This is a genomic window from Amantichitinum ursilacus, from assembly GCF_001294205.1.
Taxonomy (GTDB): Bacteria; Pseudomonadota; Gammaproteobacteria; order Burkholderiales; family Chitinibacteraceae; genus Amantichitinum; species Amantichitinum ursilacus.
Genome location: NZ_LAQT01000007.1, coordinates 235,720 through 249,243, shown reverse-complemented (window position 1 = coordinate 249,243; position 13,524 = coordinate 235,720). Strand labels below are relative to the sequence as shown.

The 13,524-nt window shown below is 60.8% G+C and carries 11 protein-coding genes; 10 read left to right on the top strand and 1 reads right to left on the bottom strand.

Annotation, left to right across the window (positions count from 1 at the left end):
• Nucleotides 1-6: 6 nt before the first annotated feature.
• Together WG78_RS09730 and WG78_RS09725 are read left to right on the top strand one after the other, a co-directional pair.
• Nucleotides 7-1,722: a proline--tRNA ligase gene (locus tag WG78_RS09730; protein WP_053937617.1), complete on the top strand. Its 1,716-nt coding sequence runs from the start codon at nt 7-9 to the stop codon at nt 1,720-1,722.
• Between the two features lie 59 nt (nt 1,723-1,781).
• A complete protein-coding gene (locus WG78_RS09725) occupies nt 1,782-3,188 on the top strand; it encodes an exonuclease domain-containing protein (RefSeq protein WP_053937616.1) in 1,407 nt (468 codons plus the stop codon).
• A gap of 238 nt (nt 3,189-3,426) precedes the next feature.
• On the opposite strand, the gene WG78_RS09720 is transcribed toward WG78_RS09725, so the two are convergent.
• Entirely contained in the window at nt 3,427-4,377 is a 951-nt protein-coding gene (locus tag WG78_RS09720) for a sugar-binding transcriptional regulator (RefSeq protein WP_053937615.1), read from the bottom strand.
• Between the two features lie 411 nt (nt 4,378-4,788).
• Between WG78_RS09720 and WG78_RS09715 the strand changes: the two genes are divergently transcribed.
• The 8 genes from WG78_RS09715 to WG78_RS09680 all read left to right on the top strand — a co-directional run bounded on the left by WG78_RS09715 (nt 4,789) and on the right by WG78_RS09680 (nt 13,466).
• Nucleotides 4,789-6,096: an ABC transporter substrate-binding protein gene (locus WG78_RS09715; RefSeq protein ID WP_053937614.1), complete on the top strand. Its 1,308-nt coding sequence runs from the start codon at nt 4,789-4,791 to the stop codon at nt 6,094-6,096.
• An 82-nt stretch (nt 6,097-6,178) separates the two neighbouring features.
• Entirely contained in the window at nt 6,179-7,129 is a 951-nt protein-coding gene (locus WG78_RS09710) for a carbohydrate ABC transporter permease (protein WP_053937613.1), read from the top strand.
• Complete coding sequence (locus tag WG78_RS09705; protein ID WP_053937612.1) at nt 7,126-7,935, top strand: carbohydrate ABC transporter permease; 810 nt, start codon at nt 7,126-7,128, stop codon at nt 7,933-7,935. The genes WG78_RS09710 and WG78_RS09705 overlap by 4 nt, the downstream gene beginning before the upstream one ends.
• Nucleotides 7,932-8,603, top strand: a complete 672-nt coding sequence (locus WG78_RS09700) for an HAD family hydrolase (protein ID WP_083458889.1) — start codon at nt 7,932-7,934, stop codon at nt 8,601-8,603. Before WG78_RS09705 ends, WG78_RS09700 begins: the two co-directional genes overlap by 4 nt.
• A gap of 203 nt (nt 8,604-8,806) precedes the next feature.
• The gene (locus WG78_RS09695) at nt 8,807-9,910 is read left to right on the top strand and encodes an ABC transporter ATP-binding protein (RefSeq protein ID WP_053937610.1); all 1,104 of its coding nucleotides are present in this window, start codon (nt 8,807-8,809) and stop codon (nt 9,908-9,910) included.
• A 135-nt stretch (nt 9,911-10,045) separates the two neighbouring features.
• Nucleotides 10,046-11,425, top strand: coding sequence for a D-arabinitol 4-dehydrogenase (gene dalD, locus WG78_RS09690; protein WP_053937609.1), 1,380 nt, complete (start codon nt 10,046-10,048; stop codon nt 11,423-11,425).
• Between the two features lie 21 nt (nt 11,426-11,446).
• The gene (gene xylB / locus WG78_RS09685) at nt 11,447-12,916 is read left to right on the top strand and encodes a xylulokinase (RefSeq protein ID WP_053937608.1); all 1,470 of its coding nucleotides are present in this window, start codon (nt 11,447-11,449) and stop codon (nt 12,914-12,916) included.
• 64 nt (nt 12,917-12,980) lie between these two features.
• Complete coding sequence (locus tag WG78_RS09680) at nt 12,981-13,466, top strand: Fur family transcriptional regulator (protein ID WP_053937607.1); 486 nt, start codon at nt 12,981-12,983, stop codon at nt 13,464-13,466.
• The last annotated feature ends 58 nt before the right edge of the window (nt 13,467-13,524 follow it).

Genomic DNA, 13,524 nt, shown 5'->3' with positions numbered 1-13,524 from the left:
CCCAATATGCGTACCTCCCAGCTGTTCCTGAATACCCTTAAAGAAGCCCCCTCCGAAGCGGAGCTGATTTCGCACAAGCTGATGGTGCGTGCCGGGCTGATCAAAAAGCTTGGCTCCGGTTTGTATACCTGGATGCCATTGGGTCTGCGCGTGCTGCGCAAGATCGAAACCATCGTGCGCGACGAGATGAACAAGGCCGGTGCGCAAGAAATGCTGATGCCCACCATCCAGCCCGCCGAGCTGTGGCAGGAATCGGGCCGCTGGGCCGTGTTTGGCCCGCAAATGCTCAAGATCAAAGATCGGCATGACCGCGATTTCTGTTATGGCCCCACGCACGAAGAAGTCATTACCGACATCGCGCGTTCCGAACTGCGTTCGTACAAGCAATTGCCGCAAAACTGGTATCAGATTCAGGCCAAGTTCCGCGACGAAATCCGCCCGCGTTTTGGCGTGATGCGCGCGCGCGAATTTGTGATGAAAGATTCGTACTCGTTTGATGCTGACTTTGCCGGTCTGGAAGTGGCGTACGGCAAGATGTACACCGCGTATTCCAATGTCTGCACGCGTCTGGGCCTCAAGTTCCGCGCCGTTGCGGCCGACACCGGCGCGATTGGCGGTTCCGGCAGCCACGAATTCCAGGTGCTGGCGGATGCCGGTGAAGATCTGCTGGCCTACAACCCCGATTCGGACTACGCCGCCAACGTCGAGCTGGCGCCGGCTTTTGCCCCGGAAACCCCGCGCGCCGCTCCGGCTGAGCAAATGCGTGATGTGGATACCCCCAAGCAAACCACCTGCGAAGCCGTGGCGCAGTTGCTGGGCATCGGCATCGATCGCACTGTCAAACTGATCGCGCTGGTGGGCGGCGAAGGCCAGTTCATCGTTGCGCTATTGCGTGGCGATCATTCGCTCAATGAAGTGAAACTGGGCAAAGTGGCAGGCGTGGGCGAATTCCGCTTTGCCACCGAAGAAGAAATCCGCGCGCGCTTTAACTGCCCGCCGGGCTTCCTTGGCCCGGTCGGTATCGCCAGCGATATCACGGTGATTGCCGATCTGACCGTCAATGCGATGAGTGATTTTGTGGTGGGCGCCAACAAGCCCAAGTTCCACCTGGCGGGCGTCAACTTTGGTCGCGATCTGCCGGAACCGACCGTAGTGGCCGATATCCGCAACGTGGTGGTGGGCGACAAGGCGCCGGATGGCAAAGGCACGCTGGACATCTGCCGTGGTATCGAAGTCGGCCATATCTTCCAGTTGCGCACCAAGTATTCCGCCGCGCTCAATGCCACTTATGTGGCCGAAGACGGCAGCCAGAAGCACTTTGAAATGGGCTGCTACGGCATTGGCGTATCACGCATTGTGGCGGCCGCCATCGAGCAGAACCATGATGAGCGCGGCATTATCTTCAGCGCGGCCATGGCGCCGTTCGAAGTTGCCGTGGTGGCAGTGGGCTACCATCGTTCCGAAGCGGTTAAAGCCGCGGCCGATGCGCTGTACAACGCGCTGATCGCAGCCGGTGTCGATGCGCTGCTGGACGACCGCAACGAGCGTCCGGGCTCGATGTTTGCCGATATGGAACTGCTGGGCATTCCGCACCGCGTTACCATCGGCGACAAGGGCCTGGCGGAGGGCGCGGTGGAGTACGTAGCGCGCGCGGGCGGCGAGATGCAGAAAGTCGGCGTGGCCGATGCGGCGGCGTTTGTGCGCCAACGCCTGGCGGCCTGAGCGTTTATTGATTAGTAGTCGCTAAAGGGGCGGCGGCCTGCCGTCGCCCTGGAACCCCCATGAACAATCCGTACTTTGATGCACCGCTGGTGCTGGTCGATCTGGAAACCACAGGCGCAACGCCAGCCACCGATCGCATTACCGAAGTCGGACTGGTGCAGATCGACGCCGACGGCATCCGCAGCTGGCAAAGTCTGGTCAACCCGCAGCGGTCCATCCCCCCGTTTATTCAGCAACTGACCGGCATTAACGACGCCATGGTGGCCGATGCGCCCACCTTTGCCGAACTGGCGCCCACCTTGTCGCAAAAGCTGGAAGGCCGCGTGTTTGTCGCGCACAACGCGCGCTTTGACTACGGTTTTTTAAAGCAGGAATTCAAGCGGCTCGGGCTGCGCTTTAACGCGCGCGTGCTGTGTACGGTCAAACTGTCGCGCAAGCTTTATCCGCATGAACACAAACACAGTCTGGATACGCTGGTGGCGCGTCACGGCTTGAGCGTGCCCGGCGAGCGTCACCGCGCGCTCACCGACGCGCTGTTGCTGCAGCAGTTTCTGGATGCCGCCCAGCGTGATCATCCCGTCACCGCTATCCACGCCGCGATTCAGGATCTGACGCGCCAACCGGTGGTGCCGCCCGGCGTTGACCCCGCCATCGTGGACGATCTGCCGGAAAACCATGGTGTGTATGTGTTTTACGGCGACGGTGATGAACCGCTGTTTATCGGCCGCAGCAGCAATGTGCGCAAGCGCGTGCTGACGCATTTCTCGGTTGATCTTAAGGATCGCAAAAAGGCGCGCGAAGCGCAGATGTTGGGGCTGCTCAAGCGCGTGGATTGGGCGGAGACTTCGGGCGAGTTTGGCTCGTTGCTGCACGAAGCCAGCCTGCTGCGCACTTTGTCACCGCAATACAGCCCGCGGCTGCGTAAAACGCGCGAGCTGGTAGCGTGGCGCTTGATGCCGCAGCCCGATGCGCCGCTCGAAATTGCCCTGGTGCCGCTGGAAAATCTGGCCGAAGCTGGGCCAGATGAATTCTGGTTTGGCCCGTTCCGCAGCGAGCGCGAGGCGAAGACGGCGTTAACCCGGCTGGCCGACGCGCATAATCTGTGCCGCACCTTGTTGGGTTTCGAAACGGTCGCGCCGTGCAGCAGTCATCTGGCGCAGAAATGCCGTGGCGGCTGCGTGGGCAAAGAGCCGGTCGGATTGCATAACGCGCGCGTTTTGGCGGCGTTATCGAAGCTGAAAATGCCCGCGTGGCCGTATGCCGGGCCGGTGGCGCTGGCTGAAGGGCAGGGCGATGCGGCGGTGCTGCATGTGCTGGAAAACTGGAATTATCTGGGCTCAGCGCGCGATGACGAACAACTGGCAGACTTGTTGTCCGCGCCACGCCCGGCGTTTGATCTGGATATGTTCAAACTGATCCAGGCCGAACTGAAACGTGGCCGCTTGATCATCAAAAAACTCACGTAGTGTGCGTTACCCCTGGGCTTTTCGGGGGCTTGTCCTCGCTTGCGGGGGCTTGTCCTCGCTTGCGGGGGCTTGTCCTCGCTTGCGGGGGCAACGCACATTTTGGGGCCGACGGCCCTGTTTGGGGCCGACGGCCCTGTTTCGGGCCAGCCAGCGTCCACGGCATAGCCGAATGCACGTTGCCCCCCAAACAAACCCCTCCGCCGTGACACATCACGGAGACGCTTGCCGGTGCTGTTTGTTACGCCTGCGCCAGCGCCTGTCGCGCGCTGGCTTCATCGGTCACCAGTCCGCTGAGGGCGCGGCCGCGCAATGCCGCATTCAGCGCGGTATATTTGGCCCGGCCGCCCCCAAAGCCGATCACCGGCTGCGCGGCGGACATCGGCAGGCGCAAGCTGGTTACGCGGTGCGCCAGCGGCGAATCCAGCGCCTGGCCATTGTGATCGAGCACGTGGCCGATCATCTCGCCCGCCGCGCCGCGCCCCATCAATTGCGAAATATCATCCGCGCTTAAAAACCCGTCTTCCTGCAGAGGGCAGCCCGGTCCGATTGAACCGATGCCCAGGAACGTGACATCGGCATGCGCCGACAGCTCGCTCACCACGCGATATACGCGGTGGCTACACCATTGGCGGCAGTCTTCGGCGCTATCGGCAATCAGCGGCGCGGGCAGCATAAAGTATTTGCTGCGCGTTTTTTCGGCGGTGCGCAAAGCCACGTCGTAGCGGTTGGACGCGCCATCGCTGGCAATCGCGCCCACCATCGACACAATGCGATGCTGCGGCCGCTCGATTTCGCTGAGTTCATCAATCACCGCTTTCAACGTCCGGCCCGAACCCAGATTCACCACCAGCGGTTTTTCTGATTGCAAAAACTGGTCCATCACCTGCGCGCCCGCCACGGCTAGCATGCGGCGCAGCACGTCGCCTTCGGCATGGCCGCCAGGCACCACCCGGCACAGGCTCAGGCCAAAGCGCGCCTTCATCGCCTCGGCCAGCGCCAGACAGTCGCTCACATCGTGATCAATGCGTACGCGCACCAGACCTTCTTCTACCGCGTACGCCACCAGCCGCTGCGCCATCTGTCGGCTGATGCCGAGATGCTCTGCGATTTCATGTTGCGTGTTGTTGGCCACGTAATACATCCACGCAGCCCGCGCAGCCTGGTCCAGTTTTTCTTGTTGTCTCGACATGATTTTCCTGTAAAGCCCCGTCGTGCTTGAGTTTGCTCGCCGTATCACTGCGGCGGATTGTAACCGCGCTGCGGGCAATTGCGCCTGTTTTACCACCGCGCGGCAGCAAAAGACAGCGCGGTATGTTGCAGTGCAAATGCTCATCGTCTGAGCAAATGCTTGACAAGGATCAAACAGATCGCGAATATTTGCCCGCGTAGTAAATAAATGCTCACTACGTAAATAGTGCCACAGATTATGTCTGTGGTGCGCAAGCGGTGCCTGTCTTGCGTGTTGTGCCGCACAGGCCCGCCGATTCGCTCACTGATCGTGCAGTACCCAACGCAATAACAAAGGCCGCGCCTTTGCGTGGCTGTACCAGCCGGTTTAGCTCTGCACCGGCCACTCAACGAAAAGTATGGAGAGATCAACGTGAACAAGACCCTGACTACCGCAATCGCTGCCGCGTTTGTTGGACTGGCTGGTGTAGCCAGCGCCGCCACCGTCACCATTGCAACCATCAATAACCCGGACATGATCGAGCTGCAAAAGCTCTCCAAGACGTTCGAGCAGGCCAACCCTGACATCCAGTTGCGCTGGGTAACGCTGGAAGAAAACGTACTACGTCAACGTGTTACTACAGATATCGCCACCGGCTCGGGCCAGTTTGACCTGATGACCATCGGCGCCTACGAGGCCCCGATCTGGGCCGCCAAAAACTGGCTGACCCCGCTGGATATGCCGGCCAACTATGACGTCAATGACGTGATCAAGACCGTGCGTGACGGCCTGTCGCTGAAGGGCAAGCTGTATGCCGTGCCGTTCTATGCCGAAAGCTCGATGACCTATTACCGCAAAGACCTGTTCGACGCCAAGGGTCTGAAGATGCCGGAACAACCCACCTGGACGGATATCCAGGGCTTTGCTGAAAAGCTGACTGACAAGGCGGCTGGCGTTTACGGCATCTGCTTGCGCGGCCAGGCCGGTTGGGGCGAGAACATGGCGCTGGTGGGCACCATGGTCAATACTTATGGCGGCCGCTGGTTTGATCAAAGCTGGAAGCCGACCATCGATACGCCGGAATGGAAGAAAGCCGTAACCACTTACGTCGACATCCTCGGCAAATATGGCCCTCCGGGCGCCAGCGCCAATGGCTTTAACGAAAACCTGGTGCTGTTTGGTAGCGGCAAGTGTGCCATGTGGGTCGATGCCACGGTCGCCGCCGGCATGTTGTACAACGGCAAGGAATCCAAGGTCGCCGACAAGGTGGCGTTTGCCGCTGCGCCGCAAGGCACTTCGCCGAAGGGCGCGCACTGGTTGTGGATGTGGTCGCTGGCTGTGCCGAAGTCGTCCAAGAACCAGGCCGCTGCGCAGAAATTTGCTGCATGGGCCACCTCGAAGGAATACATCGCGCTGGTCGCCAAAGACAAAGGCTGGGCTTCGGTGCCGTCCGGTACGCGTGAATCCACTTACGCCAATCCGGAATATCAAAAAGCCGCGCCGTTTGCCAGCTTTGTGCTGAGCGCCATCAACACCGCCAACCCGACTGACGCCACCGTGCAGAAAGTGCCGTACATCGGCGTGCAGTTCGCCACCATCCCCGAGTTCCAGTCCATCGGCACCGTGGTGGGCCAGAACGTGGCAGGCGCGCTGACCGGCAAGCTGACCATCGACCAGGCGCTGAAAAACTCGCAAGCCTCCACCGAGCGCGCCATGAAACAAGCGGGTTACCTCAAGTAATCCTCGCTGGTACGTCGTCACCGGAAACCGCGCTGCCAGGCGGTTTCCGGTGGTCCCCTGACTGACCCGCACAGGTGTCCTAATGACTCAACAAGTTCTCAACGCGACTGTCGCGCCGCTGCCACCCGGTGAAACGCTCACCCCGGCCGCCCAACCGCGCAGCAAATTGCCGCTGGCCAGCCTGATGCTGACGCCGTCTGTAGCGGTGCTGTTTTTGTGGATGCTGGTGCCGCTGCTGATGACGCTGTATTTCTCGGCCATCCGCTACAACCTGCTCAACCCCGACCAGACCGGTTTTGTCGGCATCGACAACTACCGCTATCTGCTTGAAGACCCGGCGTTCTGGCCCGCGGTCGGCCACACCCTTACGCTGATTGGATCGGTGCTGGGTATTTCCGTGGTCGGCGGCCTGTTGCTGGGCGTGCTGTTTGATCAACCGTTTGCAGGGCGGGGTATCGCGCGACTCCTCGTTATCGCGCCCTTTTTTGTAATGCCCACGGTCAGCGCGCTGATCTGGAAAAACATGATCCTGCACCCGGTGTATGGCCTCTGGGCCAACATCTTCCGCGCCATCGGCCTGCAGCCGATTGACTGGCTGGCGCAGTACCCGATGTGGTCGGTGATCGTGATTGTGTCGTGGCAATGGTTGCCGTTTGCGTTTCTGATTTTGCTGACCGCATTGCAATCGCTGGACCAGGAACAGAAAGAAGCCGCGCAACTGGATGGCGCCGGCCCGATCCGCATTTTTGTCTACATCACGCTGCCGCACCTTTCGCGCGCCATCGCCGTGGTGGTGATGATCGAAACCATCTTCTTGCTGTCGATTTTTGCCGAAATCTTTACTTCCACCGCCGGCGGCCCCGGCACCGAAACCACCACGCTGACGTGGCTGATTTATTCGATTGGCTTGCAACAGTTTGATATCGGCATCGCTTCGGCCGGTGGCGTGATCGCGGTGGTGCTGGCCAATGTGGTGTCGTTCTTCCTCGTGCGCATGCTGTCGAAGAACCTGAAAGGGGAGTACGAAAAATGAACGAAAAAGCCCCATGGTGGGTGGGCATCCTGGGTTGGGGGACGGCGTTTGTCATCTTCCTGCCCATCCTGATCATCGCCATTACCGCCTTCAAGACCGAACAGGACGCGTATTCGCTGTCACTGCTGTTCAAGCCCACCTTGCAAAGCTTTAACGAGGTGTTTGAACGCAGCCATTACCTCGGCTTTGTCAGCAACTCGGTGTATGTGTCGCTGGGTTCCACCATCGCCTCGCTGGCGCTGGCGGTGCCGGCCGCGTATTCGCTGGCGTTTTTCCCTGGCAAGCGCGCGCAGAAGATCCTGCTGTGGATGTTGTCCACCAAGATGATGCCGGCTGTGGGCGTGCTGATCCCGATCTACCTGCTGGCAAAAACCACGCTGCTGCTGGATAGCATCACCGGGCTGATCATTATCTATACGTTGATCAATCTGCCGATTGCGGTGTGGATGGCGTTTACCTACTTCAACGAAGTGCCTAAAGAAATCCTCGAAGCCGCGCGCATCGATGGCGCGAATGCGTGGCAGGAAATGCTGCATCTGCTGCTGCCCACCGCGCTGCCGGGCCTGGCGTCCACCGCGCTGCTGCTGGTGATCTTTTCGTGGAACGAGGCCTTCTGGAGCCTGAATCTGTCCAGCGTTAACGCCGCGCCGCTGACTGTATTTATTGCGTCGTACAGCAATCCGGAAGGTTTGTTCTGGGCCAAATTGTCCGCGGCTTCGCTGCTGGCCATCGCGCCGATTCTGGTACTGGGCTGGCTGGCGCAAAAACAACTGGTGCGCGGCATGACCTTCGGGGCCGTCAAATGACAGGGATTACCCATGTCATCTGCGATTGCGACGGCGTCTTGCTGGACAGCGAAAGCGTGGCGCTGGCGGCCATCATTGACGGACTGGATGGCCGCGCCCCGCGCACGGTGCTGGATGCGTTTTTGCGGCCGCGACTGGGCATGACCTTGCCGGCAATTGCCGCCGACATGGCCACCGAACTGGATTTGCGCCTGAGCATGACCGAAACGCTGGAACTGGAAGCCCAGGTGGAAGCGCGTTGTATTGCCGAAGCCCAAGCCATCCCCGGCGTGCTGCAAGCGTTAAGCGCCTTGCAACGGCCGTTGGCGGTGGCCAGCAACAGCAGCCGTCCGCGCGTGGAGGCGGGGCTTGGTTCGGCCGGCTTACGGGATCTGTTTGGCGGCCAGGTATATACGCCCGATGTGGCGCTGCGGCCTAAACCCGCACCTGATTTATATCGCGCCGCCTGCGCGGGTCTGGGCGGTCAGGCGGCCAGCACGCTGGTGCTGGAAGACAGCGTGGCTGGCGTGACCGCAGCGCGTGCCGCGGGGTTGTCGGTATTGGGGTTTGTCGGCGCGCGCCACGGCGAAATCGGGGCCAGCCGGCGTTTGCTGGCGGCCGGCGCGCATGCGGTGTTTGACGATATGCGCGAATTGCCCGAACGCGTGACGCAATGGGCCGTGCGTTAAGGCGACCGGCATGGCGACTAAATCCATCTGAACGCCGGTTTGGTCGCTGTATGGAATGAAGGGTTGATGGCTAGATAAGCCGGCGCGTGGCGCCTGGCCGCTAGCGGTCAATGTATCGATAGGCACACGAGATAAAACGCAGTTCTTTTTTATCCCCGTTATCCGGCGCGATCTGTGCGCGCTGGCACTCAAGGAAGAAAGCAATGGCTGGACTGACTCTGCGTAACATTCAAAAGCGCTATGACGAAGTGGAAGTCATGCGCGATATCAACCTCGATATCGAAGACGGCGAATTTGTGGTGTTTGTCGGCCCGTCGGGCTGCGGCAAATCCACCTTGCTGCGCATGATTGCGGGCCTTGAAGAAATCACCGCGGGTGAACTCAAGATTGGCGAAGCGCGTATGAACGAAGTGCCCGCGGCCAAACGCGGCATTGCGATGGTGTTCCAGAGCTACGCGCTGTACCCGCATATGACGCTGTACGCAAACATGGCGTTTGGTCTGAAGCTGGCGGGCAAATCCAAAGAAGAAATCGACGTGGCTGTGCAAAAGGCGGCCAAAATCCTGCACATCGACCACTTGCTCGACCGCAAACCGCGCGCCTTGTCGGGCGGCCAGCGCCAGCGGGTGGCCATTGGCCGCGCCATTACGCGTGAGCCCAAGGTGTTTTTGTTTGACGAGCCGCTGTCCAACCTGGACGCCGCGCTGCGCGTCAAAATGCGTCTGGAATTCAGCCGCCTGCACGATCAGCTCAAGACCACGATGATCTACGTGACGCACGATCAAGTGGAAGCCATGACGCTGGCCGACAAGATTGTGGTGCTGTCGGCGGGCCGCATCGAACAAGTGGGCTCGCCGCACACGCTGTACCACCATCCGGCCAACCGCTTTGTAGCGGGCTTTATTGGCTCGCCCAAGATGAACTTCTTTGATGGCCAGATCAGCGCCATTGCTGATGGCCTGGTGCATGTCAGCCTGGTGGGGGGCGGGTCGCAGGCTGCAGCGGTGGAATCGTCCACGCTGAAAGTGGGCGACACCGTCACGCTGGGCGTGCGCCCCGAACATCTGCACGTGACCAGCGGCGGCGCTTTCTCGGCCCGCGTCACCGCACAAGAATCGCTGGGCGACTTTGCTTATGTCTACGCCGACTGCCCCGCCGCGCCGGAAGGCCTGATCTTGCGCGTGCCGGAAGAACAGGAATACGCGCATGGCGCGCAGATTGCACTGAGCGCCGACCCCGAGCGTTGCCATCTGTTTGACGGCAATGGCCAGGCGGCGCGCCGGATCAAACTGCTGCAGGCGGCGTAATACGCTGAACCCAGCAGCCACCTGACCGCTTCATTTTTAACTCGTAACCGGTATGCCGGATGGCCAGGCTGACGTCTTCCCGACGTCGGCAGGGGCCCGGCTTGCCGTCACAAACATCGCTCAAGGAGAACCAGCATGAATCACTCGCAAGCCACCTGGCTGCATATCGGCGCCGGATCTTTTCACCGCGCGCATCAGGCCTGGTATCTGCATCGTTTGCTGCAAAGTGGCGACCATAGCTGGACGCTGGCGCTGGGCAATATCCGCGACGACATGACGCCGCTGCTGCAAGCGCTGCAACGCCAGAATGGCGAATACACGCTGGAAACCGTCGACCCGGCGGGCGTGCGTGAATACGAGCGCATCAAATCGGTAAGCCGCATTGTGGATTGGGATGCCGATCTGGCGGCGCTAACGGCGGCGGGCGCGGAAGCGTCGACCCGCATCATCTCGTTTACCGTGACGGAAGCCGGGTATTACCTTGACCATCATTTCAAGCTGGACCAGTCCAATCCGGACCTGGCGGCGGATCTGAAAGGCGATAGCAAACGCACCATCTACGGCGCGATCACCGCCATTCTGAAAGCGCGCCAGGCCAATGACGCCGGCGCCGTGACGCTACTTAACTGCGATAACTTGCGCCATAACGGCGAGCGTTTCCGCGATGGCTTGCTGCAGTTTCTGGAATTGCGTGGCGAAACCCCATTGCGTGACTGGGCCGCCACCCACACCGCCAGCCCCAATTGCATGGTCGACCGCATTACCCCGCGCCCGGTGCCCGCAGTGGCCGAGCGCGTGCTGGCCAGCACCGGCGTTAAAGACGAAGCCGCCGTGATGGGCGAGAGCTTTATCCAGTGGGTGATTGAAGATCACTTTATTGCGGGCCGCCCGGCGCTGGAAAACGTCGGCGTCGAGATGGTCGAGTCCGTCCTGCCGTATGAGGAAGCCAAGATCCGTATCCTCAACGCCACGCATAGTTGCATCGCTTGGGCCGGCACGCTGACCGGACTCAACTATATTCATGAAGGCACCGTGGTGCCGGCGATCCGGCAAATGGCGTATGACTATGTCACCGAAGACGTGATCCCGTGCCTGAGCCCCAGCCCGCTGGACCTGGGCAAGTACCGCGATGTGGTGCTCGACCGCTTTAGCAACCCGCATATTCAGGACAGCAACCAGCGCGTGGCCGCCGATGGCTTCAGCAAGTTGCCGGGCTTTATTGCGCCCACCATCAACGAGTGTTTTGCGCGCGGTAAGACGCCGCATGCCACGGCGATGCTGCCAGCCTTGTTCTTCCGCTTTCTGCAGCGCTGGGCAGCGGGCCAGTTGCCGTATCAGTATCAGGACGGCATTCTGGATGAAGCCGCCACGCGCGCCATGCTGGCCGATGCCGATCCGGTAAAACGCTTTGCCGCCGATCCGATGCTATGGGGCAAGGGCGCGGGCACGCCAGAACTGGAAAACGTGCTGCGCGAAGCGCTGGGCAAAGTCGACGCCTGGCTGGCCGCGGCATAAACACCACAAGGACATCTCGCAATGTATCTGGGCATCGATCTGGGCACGTCTGAAGTCAAGGTTGTGCTGCTCGACAACCGCAATCATCTGGTGGCCACCGCAGGCACTGCGTTAACGGTCAGCCGGCCGCACCCACGCTGGTCCGAACAAGACCCGGCGATGTGGTGGAGCGCCACGCAACAGGCCATCGAACAATTGCGTGCGGGCCACCCTGCGCAATTTGCCGAAGTGCGCGCGATTGGTTTAAGCGGCCAGATGCATGGCGCGGTGGTGCTGGATGCCTCGGACCGCGTCTTGCGCCCGGCGATTTTGTGGAATGACATGCGCAGCGCGGACGAATGCGCCGAGCTGACCGAACGCGCGCCTGATCTGCATGCCATTGCCGGCAATCTGGCGATGCCCGGTTTTACCGCGCCCAAGCTGCTGTGGCTGCAAAAGCACGAGCCCAATGTCTTTAAAGCCATCCGCATGGTGCTGTTGCCCAAAGACTGGCTGCGTTTGCAACTGACGGGTGAAAAAGCCAGCGAACCGTCCGACGCCGCCGGCACCTTGTGGCTGGATGTGGCCAAACGCGACTGGTCGGATGAGCTGCTGGCCGCCACCGGCCTTAACCGCAGCCATATGCCGCGCCTGGTGGAAGGCGATGCGGTGTCGGGCACCTTGTTGCCTGCGTTGGCGCAGCAATGGGGCTTGTCGCCCAATGTGGTGGTGGCGGGGGGCGGCGGCGACAATGCCGCCAGCGCGGTCGGCATCGGCGCGACGGTGCCGGGCGATGGCTTTATTTCGCTGGGCACATCGGGCGTGATGTTTGTGGTTAACGATCAATTCCGGCCCAATCCGGCCAGCGCCGTCCATGCGTTTTGCCATGCGCTGCCCGGCCGCTGGCATCAGATGAGTGTGGTGCTGTCGGCGGCCAGTTGCTTGCGTTGGCTATGCAAGTTAACCAGCACCGATGAGGCGACGCTGCTGCCCGAGGTGGCCGCGCTGTCCGCCACCATGCTGGATCAGTCGCCGGTGTTTCTGCCTTATCTATCGGGCGAGCGCACCCCACATAACGACCCGTATGCACAAGGGGTTTTCCATGGCATGACGCTGGCGACTGACCGCGCCATGCTCGGTTATGCCGTGCTCGAAGGCGTGGCGTTTGCGCTGAAAGACGGTCTGGACGCGCTGAGTGCGGCGGGCACGCAAGTCGATACGCTGTCCTTGATGGGCGGCGGCGCGCGTAGTCCGTACTGGGCGCAACTGATTGCCGATGTGCTGAACACGCGCATCGTGACGCATCAGGGCGGCGAATCGGGCGGGGCGCTGGGCGCGGCGCGATTGGGCTGGTTGTGTAGCGGCGGCGACGAGGCGGAGATTTGTCGCAAGCCACCGGTACGCGCCGAATATTTGCCGCAGAGCGCGCGCGCCGATGTGCTGGCGCATCGGCTGGATTTTTATCGCACCATCTATAAGCAGCGACCATTGGCCCATCTGGTGCAAGGATAGGTGGCGTCTATGCGGGGGTGGCGGCGGCTTGTAGAATCGTCGGCACCGCCCGCTGGAATCCACCATGAATACAGAGCAATTTCTTGATTACGCCGCCGAACGTTGCCGCGAGCATGGCACGCGGCTGACGCCGATCCGGCGTCAGGTATTGCAGCGCGTGGCGGACCAGCCCGGTTATTGCAAAGCCTATGACTTGCTGGAGCAATTGCGGCCCGAGATTGCCTCGCTGACGCCGCCCACGATTTATCGTGCGCTCGAATTCCTCGAAACCGAAGGCTTGGTGCATCGGCTGGATGTAGTTAACGGCTATGTGGCCTGCCAACAGCATGACCACGGTGCGCAAACACTGTTTTTAATCTGCCCGTGCTGCGGCAAGGTGGCGGAAGCCAGATCGGAAGACAGTGGCTATTTCTTTCGCAAGCTGTTGGCGGATAACGGTTTTGGCGAAGCGCCACCGCATCTGGAAGTCAAAGCGCTGTGCGGCGCCTGCCAGAAACAAGGTGGCAGTTGCGCCGCCGAACACAGCCATATGCACCCGCATCATTCCTGAACCGGTCATCACAAAACGCGTGGCGAATTCATATTCCCACGCGTTTTGTCCATATGCG